The sequence below is a fragment of the Streptomyces sp. NBC_00569 genome, from assembly GCF_036345255.1.
Classification (GTDB): Bacteria; Actinomycetota; Actinomycetes; order Streptomycetales; family Streptomycetaceae; genus Streptomyces.
The window spans coordinates 1,221,079-1,239,943 of sequence record NZ_CP107783.1 but is presented as its reverse complement, the minus strand read 5'-3'; the positions used below and the strand labels follow the sequence as shown (position 1 = coordinate 1,239,943).

The window sequence follows — 18,865 nt, the reverse complement described above, 5'->3', positions numbered from 1 at the left end:
AAGCACAGCACCCCCAACCAGCACATCCAGCCGAACGAGCACAGCCGCCCCCGAACACAGCACGCCGAACAACCCGAACGAAGAGAGCATTGCCGTGGCATACGCCATCCGCTTCCACGAGACCGGCGGCCCCGAGGTCCTGCGCCGCGAACAGGTGACCGTCGGCGCCCCCGGCCCCGGCGAGGTCCGGGTCCGGCACGAGGCCGTCGGCCTCAACTTCGCCGACACCTATTTCCGCACCGGTCTGTACCCGGCGCCGCTTCCCGCGGGAATCGGCGTCGAGGCCGCCGGTGTCGTCGAGGCCGTCGGCCAGGGCGTCACCCACGTCGCCGAGGGCGACCGTGTCACGTACACCGGCAGCCCGCTCGGCGCGTACAGCTCCGAGCGGGTCATGCCCGCCGACTCCCTGATCCGGCTCCCCGACGGCATCGACTTCGAGACCGCCGCTGCCATGACCATGCGCGGCCTCACCGCCTCCTACCTGCTGCGCCGCATCCACCCGTTGAAGCCCGGCGACACGATCCTGTTGCACGCCGCCGCGGGCGGCGTGGGACTGATCGTCTCCCAGTGGGCGAAGCTGCTCGGCCTCACCGTCATCGGGACCGTCTCCACCGAGGAGAAGGCCGCACTGGCCCGTGCCCACGGCTGCGACCACACCATCCTGTACCGGCAGGAGAACGTCGCGGAGCGCGTGCGGCAGCTGACCGACGGGGCCGGTGTCCCGCTCGTCCTCGACAGCGTCGGCAAGGACACGGTCGCCGGTTCCATGGCCTCGCTGCGCCGCCGCGGCCTGCTGGTCTGCTTCGGCACCTCGTCCGGAGTGCCGCCGCTGGACGCGATGCAACTCGTCCAGCACGGCTCACTGTTCGTGACCCGTCCGGCGCTGGCCGACTACATCGCCGACCCCGCCGAGCGGGACGACCTCGCCGGGGAGCTGTTCGGCCACGTGGCAGCCGGCCGCATCGGGATCCGTGTCGACCAGCGCTTCGCCCTCGAGGACGCCGTGACCGCGCACCGCACGCTGGAAGCGGGCCGCACGACGGGCTCGTCCGTCCTCATCCCCTGAGCCACCCGTCCCACCCTCCCCGCGTACCCCAGGAGAACACCCATGCCCCGGACCGCTGCCCGTACCCGGATCCAGGTCGATCCGCTGACCTGCACCATCGGCGCCGAACTGCACGGCGTCCAGCTCAGCGACGCCGTCCATGACGACGCGCTCTTCGCCGAGATCAAGGAACTCCTGCTCCGCCACAAGGTGCTGTTCCTGCGCGACCAGGACATGAGCCGCGCCGAGCACGTCGGGTTCGCCTCCCGCCTCGGCCCGCTGGAGGACCACCCGGTCCTCGGCAGCGACCCCGACCACCCCGGCCTCGTCCGCATCTACAAGGACCTGGACAGCAAGCCCGAGCACTACGAGAACGCTTTGCACTGCGACGCGACCTGGCGCGACCGCCCGCCCATGGGCGCCCTGCTCCGGTGCGTCGAGACGCCCGAGGTCGGCGGCGACACGATCTGGGTCAACATGGCCGAGGCGTACCGCAGGCTCCCCGAGCACATCCGCACCCAGATCGACGGTCTGCGCGCCCGGCACAGCATCGAGGCGAGCTTCGGCGCGGTCATGCCGACGGAACAGCGCCACCAGCTCAAGGCCCGCTACCCGGACGCCGAGCACCCGGTCGTGCGCACCCACCCCGAGACCGGCGAGAAGATCCTCTTCGTCAACTCCTTCACCACCCACTTCGTCAACCACCACACCCCCGAGAACGTGCGGTTCGGCCAGGACCACGCGCCCGGCGCGAGCCACCTGCTCAACTACCTCACGAGCCAGGCGGCCGTCCCGGAGTACCAGGTCCGCTGGCGCTGGACCCCGAACAGCGTCGCCCTCTGGGACAACCGCTCCACCCAGCACTACGCGGTCCAGGACTACTGGCCCGCTGTCCGCAAGATGGAACGCGCCGGCATCGCCGGTGACAGGCCCTGCTGAGCCGATGACGCGTCGCTACGCGTGGCTGGTGTTCGCCCTCAGCTTCGGGCTCCTGCTGTCCGACTACATGTCGCGGCAGGTCCTGAACGCGGTGTTTCCGCTGCTGAAGGCCGAATGGCTGCTCTCCGACACCCAGTTGGGGTCGCTGAGCGGCATTGTCGCCCTCATGGTCGGCGTGCTCACCTTTCCGCTGTCGTTGCTCGCGGACCGCTGGGGCCGGGTCAGGAGCCTGGTCCTCGCGGCGGTGGTGTGGAGCCTGGCCACCCTGGGCTGTGCCGTCTCCGCGAGCTACGGCCAGATGTTCCTGGGCCGTTTCATGGTGGGCGTCGGCGAGGCGGCCTACGGGAGCGTGGGCATCGCGGTGGTGCTGAGCGTGTTCCCGGTGGGCCTGCGGGCCACGCTGTCGGGCGCCTTCATCGCGGGCGGCGCCTTCGGATCCGTACTCGGTGTGTCGATCGGCGGTGTGGTGGCCCAACACATGGGCTGGCGCTGGACGTTCGGCGTCATGGGCCTGTTCGGGCTGGTCCTGGCCGCGGTCTACGGCGTCGTCGTGACGGAGCGGAGACTCGCGCCGGCCGGGCACGGCACCGGCCCCGCACCGGGTACGGGAGGCCCGGTACGGGCACTGCTACCCCGGCTGTTCTCGTCGGTGTCCGTGCTGTGCGCCTATGTGGGCAGCGGCCTGCAGATGTTCATCACGATGGCACTGCTGGCCTGGATGCCCAGCTTCCTCGACCGCTACTACGGCCTGCCGCCCGCCAAGGCCGGACTCGCCGCCGGAGGCTTCGCGCTGATCACCGGGATAGGCATGATCGGCGGCGGCATCGTCAGTGATCGGCTCGGCCGCAGCAACCCCCACCTCAAGTGGACCGTCGCCATCGTGTGCAGCTTCGGCTCGCTGGTCCTGCTCACCGGCGGGTTCCAACTCCCGCCCGGAATACCGCAACTTCTCCTCGTGGGTGCCGGGACGCTGCTCTCCAACGCCACGGCCGGACCCGCCGCCGCCATGGTGGCGAGCCTGACACCGGCCGCCGTCGCGGCGACGGCCATGGCGACGCTCACCCTCGCCAACAGTCTGCTGGGCCTGGCGCCCGGCCCCGCGGTGACCGGCATGCTGGCCGACCGCATGGGCCTGGACGGCGCGCTCCGCCTGGTCCCGCTCGTCGCCGTCGTGGCGGGTCTGGCGTTCGTCCTCGGCAGACGCCACTACGACCAGGGCCTCATCTCGGCATCGGCCCCGGCCCTCTACAAGACGGAGATCTCCATATGAACCCCGTTCCCGCGCCCACGGTCGTGCTCGTGCCCGGCCTGCGCGACCACGTCCTCGACCACTGGCAGACGGCCCTCGCCGCCCGCCTCCCCGGTTCCGTGACCGTGCCGCCCCTGACGGACCTCAGGCTGAGCCGCGACGCGCAGGTCACCGCTCTGCACGACGTGGTGTCCGGCATCGAGGGACCGGTCGTGCTCGTCGCGCACAGCGCCGGCGTGCACACCACCGTCCACTGGGCTGCCCGGCACACCCGCCCTGTGCGCGGCGCTCTCCTCGCGACGCCGCCCGACTTCGAAACCCCGCTGCCGGACGGCCACCCCGCACCGCATACCCTGCGTGACAACGGCTGGCTGCCGACGCCGAGCGCCACGCTGCCGTTCCCCAGCGTGGTCGCGGCGAGCACGAACGACCCCCTGGCCCGCTTCGACCGCGTCACCGAACTGGCCGACGCGTGGGGCAGCCGCCTCGTCGACCTCGGCCCCGTCGGCCACCTCAACCCCGCCTCGGGCTACGGCGAGTGGCCCCACGCGCTGGAGATCCTCCAGGCCTTCGGCTGCCGTGCGACGACGGGCCCGAAGGTGTCGGCATGAGCGCGCGGAACTCCAACATCACCGAGTTCCTGGCCTGGTTGGCGCAGGAGCGCGGCCTGTCGTTCACCGACTACGCCGAGCTGTGGCGGTGGAGCACCGACGACCTGCCCGGCTTCTGGTCGGCCGTGTGGGAGTTCTACGGCCTGGACACGGTCAGCGACTACGACGAGGTGCTCGCCGACGCGAGGATGCCCGGCGCGACCTGGTTCACCGGAGCACGCCTCAATTTCGCGCAGCAGTGCCTCGCCCGTGCCACCGACGAACGCCCCGCGCTCATCGCCGTGACCGAGACCGGCGACCCTGTTGAGATCTCCTGGGACCGGCTCACCAGGGAAGTGGCGGGCATGGCCGAAGCCCTGCGAGAGATGGGCGTCGGCCCCGGTGACTGCGTCGCCGGGTACCTGCCGAACGTCCCGCAGGCCGTGGTCGCCCTCCTGGCCACGGCTGCCGTCGGCGCGACCTGGACGGTCTGCGCACCCGAGTTCGGCACGCCCAGCGTGCTCGCCAGGCTGCGCCAGGTCCGGCCGACGGTCCTGGTGGCCGCGGACGGCTACCGCCACGGCGGCAAGGCGTACGACCGCCGCCCGCACATCGCCGAGATCCTGGACGGTCTGCCCACGGTCCGCCACCTCGTCGCCGTCGACCGCCTGCACACGTCCGCCGCCGGACCGGCATGGTCACAGCGGCCGGACGTGACGCAGCACGAGTGGTCCGGCATGGCCGACCGCGAGGCCCAACTCGACTACGCCGACGTCCCGTTCGAGCATCCGCTGTGGATCCTCTGGTCATCCGGCACCACCGGCGTCCCGAAGGGAATCGTGCACGGCCACGGCGGCATCGTCGTCGAGCTGCTCAAGGCGCTCGGGCTCGGCGTGGACCTGCGCGCCGACGACCGCTATCTCTTCCACACCTCCACCAGCTGGATGGTGTGGAACTTCATGGTCGCCGGGCTCCTGCACGGCAGCACGCTCGTCCTCTACGACGGCAGCCCCACCCACCCCGACGCCAACGGCCTCTGGCGGATCGCCGAACGCACCCGTGCCACGACGGTCGGCGTCGGCGCCGCCTACCTGGTCGCCGCGGAGAAGGCCGGGGCTCACCCGGCCGCCGCCACGGACCTCGCTGCGCTGCGGACCATTCTGCAGACCGGCTCGGCGATGCCCGACAACACTTGGCACTGGGTCCGCGACCGGCTCGCCCCGAAGGCCCGGCTCCAGTCGATCTGCGGCGGTACCGACATCTGCTCCGTGCTCGCCGGTGACTCCCCGCTGCTGCCGGTGCGTACGGGCCGGATCTCCGGCCCGTCCCTGGGCGTCGCGCTCGCCTCCTGGGACGCCGCGGGGCAGCCGCTCGTGGGGCAGCAGGGCGAACTCGTCGTCACGGCACCTCTGCCGTCGATGCCGCTCCGCTTCGTCGACGATCCCGACGACGAGCGGTACAGGAGCAGCTACTTCGACGTCTATCCGGGCGTGTGGCGGCACGGCGACTGGGTCACCATGGACCCCGACCTGTCCGTCGTCGTGGCCGGCCGCTCCGACTCCACGCTCAACCGCATGGGCGTGCGCATGGGGTCCGCCGACCTCTACGCCGTCGTGGAACGGCTCACGCGGATCGCGGACAGCCTCGTCATCGGCGCCGAGCTGCCGGACGGCCGCTACTACATGCCGCTGTTCGTCGTGCCCGCGGACGGGGAGCGGTTCGACGACGCCCTGCGTGCCGAGGTCGTCGGCGCGATCAGGCACAGCCTGTCGCCCCGGCACGTCCCCGACGCCGTCGTCCCCATCGAGGCCGTGCCCCGCACCCTCACGGGCAAGAAGCTGGAGGTCCCCGTCAAACGCATCCTCCAGGGCGCCCGCGTCACCGAGGTCAGCGCGGAAGGTGCCGTGACCCGCCCCGACATGCTGGCCTGGTTCGCGGAATTCGCGGCCGGGCTGGGACAGCACTGAGAACGCGCCGTGGTGAGGCGCCTGACGGACAGAACCTGGTCGGGCGCCTTCGCTCATACGGACAACGCCGATCACCACCTCGACGTTGCGTGGCGGTTCGATGCTCTCGATGGGGCGTGCGAAGGGCCTCGGATGCTCTGGCGGCGCGGAACCTCCCGGGCAGGTGGGGTACTCCCCGTACGTCAGGCAGCCCCGGACGTCGGTGAGCCGGACCCCGCCGGACGATGCCCCCGTGCGGTGACCGGCGTGACCAGGGATCAGGGATCCGGATGGGAGGGCCATGCGAGGCACACCCTGGTCCCGACGACTCAGGTGCGTCCACAACGGGCGCCGGACCATGGCGACTTCCTGACAGTGGGATAATGTTCGGCCGCGAAGAACCCGCTCGGTCCACCCGAGCCAAGGCCAGGCACGGCGGCCGCCCGAGGGGGAGCTGGATGCTGCAGGCGTTGGGATTGGGCCCGGCCGAAGAGGCCGTCTACACCGCACTGCTGTCCCGCCCGACTGCCTCCGCGCAGGACCTCGTTCGGCAGACCGGACTTGAGGAGGCCGAGACCACCCGCATCCTGCTCGACCTGACGACACGTGGTCTGGTCGCGGTCTCCACCGAGGCCGGGAGCGGGGTGTCCGACCCGGCCGACTGCGACGCCGGCAGCCGGCCCGCCCGCTACCGGCTCACACCACCCTCGGTGGCCCTGGCCCCGATTCTCGTCGAGCAGCGCAACGCACTGCACCGGGCCGAGACGGCGTTCTCGATGCTGACCGAGCAGTACCGCAGTACTGCCGCGCACCCCGCGGGCAGCGTCGTGGAGGTGGTCGTCGGCGTGGATCAGGTGGCACACCGGTTCCACCAACTGCAGCGCGGCGCCCAGCGGGAGTTGCTCGTCTTCCTCGTCGGCGCTCCCACCGCGGTGGCGCGCGACGAAGCCGACGTGTCGGAGAGTTCCGCCCTGGACCGCGGAGTCGACTTCCGTGTCGTGGCTGCCAAGGACTACCTCGACGGTCCCGACATGGCGCGGGACGTGAAGGCCGGCATCGCTGCGGGCATCGAGGTTCGCCTGGCCGACTCGTTGCCGCTGAAGATGGTCGTGTCGGACCGGGAGCGTGCCATGGTGCCACTCGACATGACGGACGCCGGCGGCGAGCCGAGCGCCATCGTGGTGCACCGCAGCGGTCTGCTGACGGCCCTGGTCCATCTCTTCGAGAAGGAATGGGCCGAGGCCCGGCCTCTGTACGTCACCACCACGGATGTGCGCGCGCAGCCGACAACCGATCAGCGGCCGACCGAGGGGGAACTGGAGGTCCTCGCCCTCCTGCTGGCAGGGATCTCCGACCGGCGTGCGGCCTCCCAACTCGGCCTGTCCATACGCACCGTGGAGCGACGGACACGCCGTCTGATGGACCTCGCGGGAGCGGACTCGCGCCTGCAGCTGGGGTGGCACGCGGCACGTGCGGGCTGGCTCTGACGTTCTGACCGGTCCTGAGAGCCTCCTTCCTCGACGACCTCGATCCGGCCGAGGCTGCTGCGTGCGGCCCGGGTTTCCACCGAGCTGAGGAACCCGTAGATGTGACCGCGTGTCGGAAAACCGACATGCGGGAAACCCGTCACGCGGCGCATCACTCCACGATCTGGATGTCTGCCAGGCTGCAGCGGCAGCACGGCATGTTCACGGTTTCGAGTTGGGAGATCCATGCGCTCCATAACGCGTATAGCCATGGGCGCGGCCACCGCCGCCGCCCTGGCGGTCACGGCGGTCGCGCCTTCCGGGGCGGCGGATACGCCGCCTGACGGTGCCTCGAGGAAGAGACCCGTCGTCGGCAGCGGGGCCAGGGCCGCAGGCGGCAAGCAGACGACGGTCACGCTCGTCACCGGCGACAAGGTGGTGGTGACCACCGACAGGTCGGGTCACAGCTCCGCCGCCGTGCTGCCCCGCGAGGACGGCACACAGCCGATGGTGCAGACGTACCAGATGGGCAAGGACCTCTACGTCTACCCCGAGGACGCGTCCGAGGCGATCGCCGAGGGCAAGGTCGACGAGCAGCTGTTCAACGTCACCGGGCTCATCCGTCAGGGATACGACGACGCGCACACCGACACGCTGCCGCTCATCGCCACCTACCGGAATGGTGTGGACGTCGCGAAGAGCGCACCGGCGGCCCCTCGTGGTTCCGAGCGGGGCCTGAGCCTCCCGGCTGTGGACGGCGTCGCGCTCAAGGCGGGCAAGGACACCGCGGCCACGTTCTGGCGGGACATCACCGACACCCGCTCACGTGCCGCCTCCCCGCTGAAGAAGCTGTGGCTGGACGGCAAGGCCGAGGCCACGCTGGACCGGTCCACCAAGCAGGTGCACGCGCCGGAAGCCTGGGCGGCCGGCTACGACGGCAAGGGCACCAAGGTGGCCGTGCTGGACACGGGCGTGGACGCCGAGCATCCGGACCTGGTGAGCCGGGTCGCCGCGTCCAAGAACTTCACGGACTCCACGACCACCGACGACCGGGTGGGCCACGGCACCCACACGGCCTCCACGGTCGGCGGGTCCGGAGCGGCCAGTGACGGCCGCAAGAAGGGCGTCGCCCCCGGTACCTCCCTGCTCATCGGCAAGGTCCTCAACGACCAGGGCTACGGCCTGGACTCCTGGATCATCGCGGGTATGCAGTGGGCCGTCGACCAGCAGGCCGATGTCGTCTCCATGAGCTTGGGCAACCCAGCGATCGGCGACTGCACCGACCCGATGGCCCAGGCCACGAAGCAGCTCTCGCAGAACACCCACACCCTGTTCGTCATCGCCGCAGGCAACGCCGGTTCGGGCACCGAGACCGTCTCCTCCCCCGGCTGCGTGCCGGACGTGCTGACCGTCGGCGCCGTCGACCGCGACGACACCACCGCGTCGTTCTCCAGCCGCGGTCCCGTGGCCGTCACCCACACCCTCAAGCCCGAGATCGCCGCTCCCGGCGTCGACATCTCGGCGGCCGGCGCGGGCGGCCGCGGCGTCTACGCCTACCGGACGATGTCCGGCACCTCCATGGCCACCCCGCATGTCGCGGGCGCCGCGGCCGTCGTCCGCCAGGCCCACCCGGACTGGACCGCGCAGCAGATCAAGGCCGCCCTGGTCTCCTCCGCCCGCACCGGCGGCAAGGTCGCCGGCGCCGACCAGACCGGCGGTGGCGTCCTCGACGTGTTCGGCGCGGTGAACCAGAAGGTGCTCTCCGCGCCCGCCGTCCAGGCCGGCAGCTTCAACTGGCCGCAGGACGCCTCGGACCGCACCACCGTGCAGGTGCCCTTCACCAACACCGGTAAGAGCGACCTCACCCTGAGCCTGAAGGTCAGCGGTGTGCACGGCAACGACGGCAGTGAGGTCCGCTCCGGCATCGTCAAGCCGGCGGAGGACAAGGTGAAGGTCCCCGCGGGCGCCACCGTTCAGGTGCCGCTGCGGATCGACCCCACCGCCCGTCTGCAGGACGCCCAGTACGGTGCGGTCACCGGCCGGATCCTGGCCACCGGCGGCGACGCGCACGTCTCCGTGCCCGTCACGCTCTACGTCCAGCCGGAGACGGTCACGCTCCGGGTCAAGGTCATCGACCGCAACGGCAAGCCCGCGGCCGGCCCCTCCTCACTGGACCTGGTCAGCCTCGACACCGACAAGGGCGAACGCCGCAGCAACAACGGCGCGACCGACCAGACGTACCGCGTGCGCCCGGGCGACTATGCCCTCAGCAGCTTCGTGGGGAGCTACGACGCGGACAACGCGCCCGAGTCGGTCAGCTACCTCGCGAACCCGCAGCTGCGGCTCACCCATGACACCACCGTCGTCCTCGACGCCCGCAAGGCCCACGCGCTGAGCCTGCACACCGACCGCCCCTCGACGTTGGACAACACCACGTTCAGCTACGCCCGCACGTGGGACGACACCTGGCAGATATCCGGATCGATCATGGCCGGCAGCACCGTCCAGAAGTTCTACGCAGACATCGACGGACGTGCCGAGAACGGCACCTTCGAGTTCCGGCCCACCTGGCGTGCGACCGGCTCCGAGGACGGCTCGCCCTACGTCTACAACCTGTCGTTCCCGACCGGGGGTCCGCTGCACTCCGACCAGGTCTACAAGCCCAAGGACTCCAAGCTCGCCCGGGTCACCGAAACGTGGCACGCCATGGGCAAGGAGGCCGACTACATCGATGCGATGTTCGTCCGCCCCGCCGGTAGCGGCGGCGCCTACATCGCCGTGAGCCCGTTCGGTACGGTCCACGTGCCCGGCACCCGCACCGCCTACTACACGACCGGCGACGCCGCCTGGAGCCACGGCGCGATGACCAGCTTCCCGTTTGCCGCGTTCATGGGCGACCAGGACCGCATCTACCGGGCCGGACAGCGGAGCGCCGAAGAGTGGTACGGCGGCCCCCTGCGGCCGGCCGCCCCACGCGACGCCGACGGCAAGCCGGTGCTGGCCGCCGAGCGTCAGGGCGACCTGATCGGCATCCAGACCGCGCTCTGGCTCGACGGATCCGACGACCACTGGTCCTACGGCGGGTCGTTCGGCGACCTCGGCAAACTGGTGCTGAAGCGCGACGGTCAGCAGATCGCCACCAGCGCCTATCCGTACGACGTGTTCAGCGTGCCGGACGAGGACTCCGCGTACGAACTCACCCAGTACCTGGAGAAGATCCCGTCCTCGGACCGGAACTGGCTGCGCTCCACCGCTGTCGCCACCACGTGGGGCTTCCGCTCCCACCGGGAGCCGGACGTCTACTCGCGCGGCCTGCCGATCCTCTTCCCGGTGTACGACGTGCCGGTGGACGGCATGAACACTCTGCCGGCGCAGAGCGGCATCAAGGTCGGCCTGTCGGTCGAGGGCCACGCCGGGTACACCCCGGGCGCGATCACGGAGGCCTCGCTGTCCTACTCCTACGACGGCGGCACCACCTGGATCACGGCGTCGACCCAGAAGAAGGACGGCAAGTGGACGGCCGTCCTCGACCACACCGGCGCCACCGGCAAGCAGGTCATGACGAAGGCCGAGTTCACCGACGCCAACGGCAACGCGGTCACCCAGACCATCACCCGCGCCTACGACGTTCGCTGACCACGCGCTGTCCCGCCGGGCAGCCGTTCAGCTCGTGAGAGCCGTACGGCCGGCGGTGGCACGCGCCGGGAAGGGCGTCCGACAGGAAGATGCCTGTCGGACGCCCTTCTTCGCGCGTGGGCAAGAACAGATCTCAGTAACCGCGCCAGACGTTGTCGAACGCCGCGTCCTCGATCGCCCTGCGCTGTCGTACGGCCTGCAGCTCCTGAACGGCGTTCCCGACGGCGGCCAGAACAGCCGCGACCGCGTCTCCGGCGAGCTCGGGGGCGTCATCGGCCGGCTCGTCCCGGATTCCCGCGGCGGCGGCCAGGGCGACGAGGACGGGCTCGCCCGCCGCCCAGCGCTCCTCGGCCCGGCGCCGGGCCGCCGAGTCGACCGGCTCCGTCCGCCCGCTCCGCAGTGGATGCCGAAGGCCCCGCGGCCGGGCCGTCAGCCCCTCCCGCTCCAGCTCGTCGACGTACGCAGAGGACAGCCCGCGGCCCCGGCGCCACAGCCACTCCTCGACCGACTCGTACGGCTCCTGTCGCACGAGGGCCGCGGCGGATTCATCCAGCAGGCGGTCCCCGGTGGGCGACTGGGCGCTGGGCAGGATGCGGTCGCCGTCCACGATCAGGGCCTTGGCCTCGATGAGGTCGAACACCTCGGCCCCCGCGAGCGCCAGCGACAGCTCGCCCTGCTCCACGGGGTGGTCGGGTGTCTCAGCCAGGGCAACGATCGCGAGGTCCCGTGCGGTGGTCATGAGCGGCTCCACGTCAGTCGGCCGAGTGCGGGGCGGGAGCGCCGGCGGCTCCCGGGTCGATTGTCGCCGCGCTCCGGGCGATGAGTGCCCTCTTACGACCATGTCGTCCGGGAATCCGATCCGCAGCATGGAGGGGGCCAGAAGATCGTCATTTGTGCGGGGGAGGGGTCCATCCGGATCCCCCCCGCGCATCGGTGTCGCTCCCGGCCGGGAGGGGCCGGCCCGGGGGCTTGCTCAGCGGCCCCTGAAGGCATCGAGGATGCGTTCGGCGGCCAGCGTGGCGGTGACCTGTCCGTCGCGGACCTGCTGTTCGAGCTCGGGCGTCAGGGCGCGGACCGCCGGGTCGGTGTGGAGTCGGCCGAGGAGCTCGTCATGGACCATGGCCCACGTCCAGTCGAGCTGCTGATCGCGCCGGCGGGCGGCGAGGCGCCCGGTGGAGTCGAGCAGGGCGCGGTGCTGTTCGAGCCGTTCCCACACGGTGTCGAGGCCGGTCGACTCGCGTGCGCTGCAACTGAGCACAGGCGGTGTCCAGAAGGCGTCCTTTCCATGCATCAGGCGCAGCGCGCCCGCCAACTCCCTCGCCGCCGCCTGCGCGTCGCGCTCATGCGGGCCGTCGGCCTTGTTGACGCTGATCACGTCGGCCAGCTCGAGGACGCCCTTCTTGATGCCCTGAAGCTGATCGCCGGTACGGGCGAGGCTGAGCAGCAGGAAGGAGTCGACCATGTTCGCGACCGTGGTCTCGGACTGGCCGACGCCGACGGTCTCCACGAGCACCACGTCGTAGCCGGCGGCCTCCATCACGATGATCGACTCGCGCGTCGCCTTGGCGACTCCGCCGAGCGTGCCGGCCGTGGGGGAGGGGCGTACGAAGGCCGCCGGGTCGACGGCCAGGCGCTCCATGCGGGTCTTGTCGCCGAGGATGGAGCCGCCGGTCCGGCTGGACGACGGGTCGACGGCGAGCACGGCGACCCGGTGCCCGAGGCCGGTGAGCATCGTGCCGAAGGCGTCGATGAACGTCGACTTGCCGACGCCCGGCACACCGGTGATCCCGATCCTGCGGGACCGCCCGCTGTGTGGCAGCAGCTCGGTCAGCAACTCCTGGGCCAGTGCCCGGTGTTGGGGCCGGGTGGACTCGACGAGCGTGATGGCGCGGGCGACGAGCGCCCGCTTCCCGTCGAGCACACCCTTGACGTAGGTGTCGAGGTCGATGGCCATGGACTCACCGGCTCACAGGTCGTCGTGCCCGAGCCCGGCCGCCAGCCGCGTCACCAGGTCGTGGGCGGCATCCGGGATCACCGTGCCGGGCGGGAACACCGCGGCCGCCCCCATCTCCAGGAGCGTCGGCACGTCCTGCGGCGGGATGACACCGCCCACCACGATCATGATGTCGCCGCGCCCCTCCTCGGCGAGCGCCTCGCGCAGCGCCGGCACGAGGGTGAGGTGACCGGCGGCCAGCGACGACACCCCGACGATGTGCACATCCGCCTCGACGGCCTGCCGTGCCACCTCGCCCGGGGTCTGGAACAGCGGGCCGACGTCCACGTCGAAGCCGAGGTCGGCGAAGGCGGTCGCGATCACCTTCTGGCCGCGGTCGTGGCCGTCCTGGCCCATCTTGGCGACGAGGATGCGCGGCCGACGCCCCTCGGCCTCGGCGAACCCGTCGACGCGAGCCCGGGTGCGGTCCACCGACGGCGACTCGCCTGCCTCGTTGCGGTACACACCCGAGATCGTACGGATCTGCCCGGCGTGGCGCCCGTACACCTTCTCCAGGGCGTCGGAGATCTCCCCGACGGTCGCCTTCGCACGGGCCGCGTTCACGGCGAGCTCCAGCAGGTTGCCCTCGCCGGCCGCCGCCCGGGTGAGGGCGTCGAGTGCGTCCTGGCAGGCGGTGGCGTCGCGTTCGGCGCGCAGACGGCGCAGCTTGCCGATCTGCTGCGAGCGCACCGAGGAGTTGTCGACCTTGAGGACCTCGATCTGTTCGTCGGAGTCCACCCGGTACTTGTTCACCCCGATCACCGGCTGCCGCCCGGAGTCGATCCGCGCCTGGGTACGGGCCGCTGCCTCCTCGACACGGAGCTTGGGAATGCCCGCGTCGATGGCCTGCGCCATGCCGCCCGCGGCCTCGACCTCCTGGATGTGCCGCCAGGCGCGGCGGGCCAGGTCGTAGGTCAGCTTCTCGACGTACGCGCTGCCGCCCCACGGGTCGATGGCCCGGGTCGTGCCGGACTCCTGCTGGATCAGGAGCTGTGTGTTGCGGGCGATGCGCGCGGAGAAGTCGGTGGGCAGCGCCAGCGCCTCGTCGAGGGCGTTGGTGTGCAGCGACTGGGTGTGCCCCTGGGTCGCGGCCATCGCCTCGACACACGTACGCGTGACGTTGTTGAACACGTCCTGCGCGGTCAGCGACCAGCCCGACGTCTGCGAATGGGTGCGCAGGGAAAGGGACTTGGCGTTCTTCGGGTCGAACTGCTTCACCAGCTTGGCCCACAGCAGCCGTGCGGCCCGCAGCTTCGCGATCTCCATGAAGAAGTTCATGCCGATCGCCCAGAAGAAGGAGAGCCGGGGCGCGAACGCGTCCACGTCCAGGCCCGCCTCCCGCCCGGCGCGGATGTACTCCACGCCGTCGGCGAGGGTGTAGGCCAGCTCCAGGTCGGCTGTCGCGCCCGCCTCCTGGATGTGATAGCCGGAGATCGAGATGGAGTTGTAGCGCGGCATCCGCTGCGAGGTGTACGCGAAGATGTCGGAGATGATCCGCATCGACGGCTTCGGCGGATAGATGTAGGTGTTGCGGACCATGAACTCCTTGAGGATGTCGTTCTGAATGGTCCCGGCCAGCTTCTCGGGCGGTACGCCCTGCTCCTCGGCGGCCACGATGTACAGCGCGAGTACGGGGAGCACGGCGCCGTTCATCGTCATCGACACGGTCATCCTGTCCAGCGGGATGCCGTCGAAGAGCTGCCGCATGTCGAGGATCGAGTCGATCGCGACACCCGCCATGCCGACGTCACCGGTGACCCGTGGGTGGTCGCTGTCGTAGCCGCGGTGCGTGGGCAGGTCGAAGGCGACCGACAGGCCCTTCTGTCCGGCGGCGAGGTTGCGCCGGTAGAAGGCGTTCGACTCCTCCGCCGTGGAGAAGCCCGCGTACTGGCGGATCGTCCAGGGCTGGTTCACGTACATCGTCGGGTACGGGCCGCGCAGGTACGGGGCGACGCCCGGGAAGGTGTCGAGGAAGTCGAGGCCCTCCAGATCCTGCCCGGTGTAGAGCGGCTTGACGGTGATGCCTTCGGGGGTCTCCCACAGCAGGTCGTCGCCGTCGGTGGCCCGCTTGACCGCGGTGCGCCAGTCGTCCGCGCCGGCGCCGACGGCCGGTGTCCCGAGTTCTACCGCCGAGAAGTCGGGGACGGAAGGGATGGACATCAGGACACTCCCATGCGGTCGAGCGTGGCGGAGAGCGCGGCCACGGCGTCACAGCCGGCGAAGACGTACGTGTCGACCCCGGGATACGTTCCGGGCCGGCCCGCCAGGAACACGTGCCGCGCGCCCGCGGCCCGCAGCGTCCCGGCGGTGGCCTCGGCCTGCTCCTCGTACACCGTGTCGCTGGAGCACAGGCACACCTCCTGGGCCCCGCTCTCCTCGAACGTGCCGTCGGTGACGGCCTCGATGCCGCCGGCCTGGAACAGGTTGGCCGCGAAGGTGAGGCGTGCGGTGTGCGCGGTGGCCGGGCCCAGCGCGGCCAGATACACGCGGGGGCGGCCACCGGTCGCCGCGAGGTGGCTGTCCGAGCGGGCTCGCAGAGCCTCGAACGCCTCGTCCCGACGCACGCGGGGCAGGCCGCCGGAGGGCGGAGCCTCCACAGGTACGCGCTCGACGGGCTTCTCGCCGAGGTACGGGAACTCGCTGACGCCGGTGACGGGTTCACGCCGCGCGGCGAGCCGTACGCTGCGCGCCGCCCACGTCTCGGCGAGCCGTTCGCGGACGAGACCGGAGCGCAGGGCGGCGGCCTGACCGCCCTCGCGCTCGATGGTCCGGAAGAACTCCCAGGCGGCGTGAGCGAGTTCGTCGGTCAGCCGCTCCACGTACCAGGAGCCGCCCGCGGGGTCGATCACCCGGGACAGGTGCGATTCCTCGATGAGGATCGTGGAGGTGTTGCGCGCGATACGGCGGGCGAACCCGTCGGGCACACCGATCGCGCTGTCGAAGGGAAGTACCGTCACCGCGTCCGCACCGCCCACACCGGCGGCGAGCGTCGCGACCGTGGTCCGCAGCATGTTCACCCACGGGTCACGCCGGGTCATCATCACCGGCGACGTCACGGCGTGCTGCACCTGGGCGCCCGCCTGCGACGCCCCGCACACCTCGGCGACCCGGGCCCACAACCGGCGCGCGGCGCGCAGCTTGGCGACGGTCAGGAACTGATCGGCGGTCGCTGCGAACCGGAACTCCAGCTGGGACAGGGCCTGTTGAGTTCCGAGCCCCGCTTCGGTGAGCTCGCGCAGGTACGCGACGCCGGTCGCCAGCGCACAGCCGAGTTCCTGCGCGGCCGAGCCGCCCGCCTCGTGGTAGGGCAGGGCGTCCACGGTCAGCGCGCGCAGCCCCGGGTACTGCCCGGCGCACAACGCGGCGAGCTCGGTGACCGGCGCGCCGTCGTATCGCAGCCCGGTGTGGGCCTCGTGGCCCAGCGGGTCCGCGCCGAGGTTGCCGCGCGCCGCGTCCGGGGCGATGCCCGACTCCTCGTAGAGGCGCAGCAATTCACGTGCGGCGGCGTCGGCTTCGGCGCCGGCGTCCAGGACGATCGGAGCCAGATCCAGATAGACGCCGTCGAGTGCGCCGGGCAGCGCGGAGACGGGCATGCCGGAGGAGCCCACGGTGAGCCACAGAGAGGTGACGCCGTTCTCCAGGTCGGCCAGTACGGCTGCCGGGTCGGCGCCAGTGTGTCGTTGGCGCACGTCCCACCCGCCGACACTGTTCCCCTCGGCGCGTCCGCCGCGCACGAACGGCGCGAAGCCGGGAAGGCCGGTGGGAGGGGCGTCATCGCGCGCGGTGTACAGAGGGCGGGCGCGGAGCCCGTCCTCCAGCGCGGTGGACAAGGCGTCTTCCGCTGCGGAGCTCGAGACTTCCTTTCCCGACTTGCGCAGGACACCCGAGACCAGGTGCTGCCACTGCTCATATGTCGCGTCAGGAAACTCGGCCGCCAGGGAGAGCCCGTCGTCAGGCAGGACCGTCATGCTCGGATGCTAGGTCAGACCGACAGAAGAGCAGCACACCGTAGGGGTGTGACCTTGTTCTCCTTGCCCAGGGGGCGTGGGTCGTCTATTGGCCAGGAGCGGGCTGCTGTTCGTGCGTGACGCGCATGGCATCGGCGTGCGTGCACGCTCTCGGCCGTCGCAGTCAAACGGCGCTGTTCGTATGTGAGTTGTTCCGTCCGCCCGGTCATCACCGACCGACGTCCTTTTGCCCTTCAACTGGTGTGGGGCACCGTTGCCGACTCGCCGGGGTGCGGCGAGTCGGCAACGGTGCCCCACTCGTGTCGTTCAGCCCTGCTGTTCGGCGGGGCTCTGCTCGACCGCCGGATGTCCGGTCGACTGCCGCTCGGCGACCCGGCCGCGGACCGCGAACCAGCCGATCACCAGGCCGATCGCGATCAGCGGGAGGCAGGCCACCGACCAGGCGGCGTCGCCGCCGTCGACGCACATGAGCACCACGACGACGCCGAGGAAGGCGAGCGTGAGCCAGGAGGTGAAGGGCGCGCCGGGCAGCCGGAACGCGGGGCGCTCCAGCTCGCCGCGCAGCGCCTTGCGGCGCAGCACCATCTGGCAGACCATGATCATCACCCAGGTGCCGATCATCGTGATCGCGGAGAAGTTCAGCACGATGGAGAACGCTCGCTCCGGCACGACGTAGTTGAGGACGATGCCGAGGATGTAGCAGCACGCGGTCAGCAGGACGCCGCCGAAGGGCACACCCCGCTTGTTCATCTTCGTGGTGAACGCGGGCGCCGAACCGGCCAGGCCCATCGAGCGCAGCACACGGCCGGTCGAGTAGAGACCGGAGTTGCAGCTGGAGAGAGCCGCCGTGAGGATCACGAAGTTCATGATGCCGCTGACACCGGGAACACCCAGCTTGCCCATCAGTGTCACGAAGGGCGACTCGCCGGCCTTGTACGCGGTCCACGGCAGCAGGAGGACGAGCAGCAGCACGCTGCCGACGTAGAAGAGCACGATGCGCCACGACACGGAGTTGATGGCGCGCGGGATCACCTTGCGCGGGTTCGCCGTCTCGCCGGCGGCGATGCCGACCATCTCGATCGCGGCGTACGCGAAGACCACGCCCTGGATGAGCACGACGGCGGCGAGCAGGCCGTTGGGCAGCATGCCGCCGTTGTCGGAGATCAGCTGCGGGCCCGTGCTGTGGCCGTCGACGGGGTGCCGGCTGGCGAGCAGCCAGCAGCCGATGGCGAGGAACGCCAGGATCGCGGCGACCTTGATGATCGAGAACCAGAACTCGAACTCGCCGAACCAGCGCACCGAGACGAGGTTCGCGACAAGCACCACGAGCAGCGCGAACAGGGCCAGCGTCCACTGGGGAATGTCCCGGAACGCCGCCCAGTAGTGCAGATACATCGCCACCGCGGTGATCTCCGCGATGCCGCTGCACACCCAGTGCAGGAAGTAGACCCAGCCCGCCGTGTAGGCGGCCTTCTCGCCGAGGAACTCACGCGAGTACGAGACGAACGAACCGGACGTCGGCCGGTGCATCACCAGTTCGCCCATGGCGCGCGAGATGAAGAAGGCGAACAGGCCGGTGAGCGCGAAGATGACGACCAGCGACGGGCCGGCCGCGTGCAGCCGCTCGCCGGCGCCGAGGAAGAGGCCGGTGCCGATGGCGCCGCCGATCGCGATCATCTGAACCTGGCGGTTGCGCAGACCGGCCGTGTAACCCCCCTCGCGGATGGCGCCGGCCGCGCCGGTCGCGCTGCCCTCGGTCGCAGCGGCAGGGGCCTGCGCCTGCCGGGCCTGCGGCTCGGCTTGTGCTGTGTGCTCCATGTTTCTCCGACGTGCATAGCGGTACACCGCACCCCCGCGCACGCGAAAGCGAACGCCGGAAAGCGGCGCGGCATACCTGTTGGACAGGGCCCGTCCCCCCGTACGGCGGGCCGGCAGAGCGGGACAGCGGCGGACCTGGCGTGATGCTGTGCGGATCACGCGAGGAACGCAGTGTCCCGGTGGGGCGCCGCGGGATGACCACGCGGCGTCACGCC

Annotated in this window: 12 protein-coding genes; 7 read left to right on the top strand and 5 right to left on the bottom strand. The window is 70.9% G+C overall.

The features are described 5' to 3' along the window. The first annotated feature begins 94 nt into the window (after positions 1-94). The 7 genes from OHO83_RS05760 to OHO83_RS05730 all read left to right on the top strand — a co-directional run bounded on the left by OHO83_RS05760 (position 95) and on the right by OHO83_RS05730 (position 10,871). Complete coding sequence (locus OHO83_RS05760) at positions 95-1,066, top strand: quinone oxidoreductase family protein (protein ID WP_266678207.1); 972 nt, start codon at positions 95-97, stop codon at positions 1,064-1,066. 42 nt (positions 1,067-1,108) lie between these two features. Further along, positions 1,109-1,984, top strand: a complete 876-nt coding sequence (locus tag OHO83_RS05755) for a TauD/TfdA dioxygenase family protein (RefSeq protein ID WP_266678209.1) — start codon at positions 1,109-1,111, stop codon at positions 1,982-1,984. Positions 1,985-1,988: 4 nt separating this feature from the next. Further along, positions 1,989-3,254: an MFS transporter gene (locus OHO83_RS05750; RefSeq protein ID WP_266678211.1), complete on the top strand. Its 1,266-nt coding sequence runs from the start codon at positions 1,989-1,991 to the stop codon at positions 3,252-3,254. After that, positions 3,251-3,844, top strand: a complete 594-nt coding sequence (locus tag OHO83_RS05745) for an RBBP9/YdeN family alpha/beta hydrolase (RefSeq protein ID WP_266678213.1) — start codon at positions 3,251-3,253, stop codon at positions 3,842-3,844. Before OHO83_RS05750 ends, OHO83_RS05745 begins: the two co-directional genes overlap by 4 nt. Further along, entirely contained in the window at positions 3,841-5,790 is a 1,950-nt protein-coding gene (locus OHO83_RS05740; RefSeq protein ID WP_266678215.1) for an acetoacetate--CoA ligase, read from the top strand. The genes OHO83_RS05745 and OHO83_RS05740 overlap by 4 nt, the downstream gene beginning before the upstream one ends. Positions 5,791-6,227: 437 nt before the next feature. Further along, complete coding sequence (locus tag OHO83_RS05735) at positions 6,228-7,256, top strand: helix-turn-helix domain-containing protein (RefSeq protein ID WP_330278845.1); 1,029 nt, start codon at positions 6,228-6,230, stop codon at positions 7,254-7,256. A 225-nt stretch (positions 7,257-7,481) separates the two neighbouring features. Then, positions 7,482-10,871, top strand: coding sequence for a S8 family peptidase (locus tag OHO83_RS05730; protein ID WP_330278844.1), 3,390 nt, complete (start codon positions 7,482-7,484; stop codon positions 10,869-10,871). 133 nt (positions 10,872-11,004) lie between these two features. Here the strand turns inward: OHO83_RS05730 and OHO83_RS05725 are convergent, their stop codons facing one another. From OHO83_RS05725 to OHO83_RS05705, 5 genes are all read right to left on the bottom strand, one after another. After that, the gene (locus tag OHO83_RS05725) at positions 11,005-11,610 is read right to left on the bottom strand and encodes a GPP34 family phosphoprotein (protein ID WP_330278843.1); all 606 of its coding nucleotides are present in this window, start codon (positions 11,608-11,610) and stop codon (positions 11,005-11,007) included. 234 nt (positions 11,611-11,844) lie between these two features. Further along, the gene (meaB, locus tag OHO83_RS05720; protein ID WP_266678223.1) at positions 11,845-12,825 is read right to left on the bottom strand and encodes a methylmalonyl Co-A mutase-associated GTPase MeaB; all 981 of its coding nucleotides are present in this window, start codon (positions 12,823-12,825) and stop codon (positions 11,845-11,847) included. Between the two features lie 12 nt (positions 12,826-12,837). Next, positions 12,838-15,024: a methylmalonyl-CoA mutase gene (gene scpA / locus OHO83_RS05715; RefSeq protein ID WP_266678225.1), complete on the bottom strand. Its 2,187-nt coding sequence runs from the start codon at positions 15,022-15,024 to the stop codon at positions 12,838-12,840. After that, a complete protein-coding gene (locus tag OHO83_RS05710; RefSeq protein ID WP_266678227.1) occupies positions 15,024-16,832 on the bottom strand; it encodes a methylmalonyl-CoA mutase subunit beta in 1,809 nt (602 codons plus the stop codon). Before OHO83_RS05710 ends, scpA begins: the two co-directional genes overlap by 1 nt. A gap of 306 nt (positions 16,833-17,138) precedes the next feature. Further along, positions 17,139-18,650, bottom strand: coding sequence for an amino acid permease (locus OHO83_RS05705; protein ID WP_266678229.1), 1,512 nt, complete (start codon positions 18,648-18,650; stop codon positions 17,139-17,141). Between the last annotated feature and the right edge of the window lie 215 nt (positions 18,651-18,865).

What these genes read in the sequence shown, in the direction of transcription:
- OHO83_RS05755 (WP_266678209.1), top strand. Translation starts at nt 1,109, where the DNA reads ATGCCCCGGACCGCTGCCCGTACCCGGATCCAGGTCGATCCGCTGACC.
- OHO83_RS05750 (WP_266678211.1), top strand. Translation starts at nt 1,989, where the DNA reads ATGACGCGTCGCTACGCGTGGCTGGTGTTCGCCCTCAGCTTCGGGCTC.
- OHO83_RS05745 (WP_266678213.1), top strand. Translation starts at nt 3,251, where the DNA reads ATGAACCCCGTTCCCGCGCCCACGGTCGTGCTCGTGCCCGGCCTGCGC.
- OHO83_RS05740 (WP_266678215.1), top strand. Translation starts at nt 3,841, where the DNA reads ATGAGCGCGCGGAACTCCAACATCACCGAGTTCCTGGCCTGGTTGGCG.
- OHO83_RS05735 (WP_330278845.1), top strand. Translation starts at nt 6,228, where the DNA reads ATGCTGCAGGCGTTGGGATTGGGCCCGGCCGAAGAGGCCGTCTACACC.
- OHO83_RS05730 (WP_330278844.1), top strand. Translation starts at nt 7,482, where the DNA reads ATGCGCTCCATAACGCGTATAGCCATGGGCGCGGCCACCGCCGCCGCC.
- OHO83_RS05725 (WP_330278843.1), bottom strand. Translation starts at nt 11,610, where the DNA reads ATGACCACCGCACGGGACCTCGCGATCGTTGCCCTGGCTGAGACACCC.
- meaB (WP_266678223.1), bottom strand. Translation starts at nt 12,825, where the DNA reads ATGGCCATCGACCTCGACACCTACGTCAAGGGTGTGCTCGACGGGAAG.
- scpA (WP_266678225.1), bottom strand. Translation starts at nt 15,024, where the DNA reads ATGTCCATCCCTTCCGTCCCCGACTTCTCGGCGGTAGAACTCGGGACA.
- OHO83_RS05710 (WP_266678227.1), bottom strand. Translation starts at nt 16,832, where the DNA reads ATGACGGTCCTGCCTGACGACGGGCTCTCCCTGGCGGCCGAGTTTCCT.
- OHO83_RS05705 (WP_266678229.1), bottom strand. Translation starts at nt 18,650, where the DNA reads ATGGAGCACACAGCACAAGCCGAGCCGCAGGCCCGGCAGGCGCAGGCC.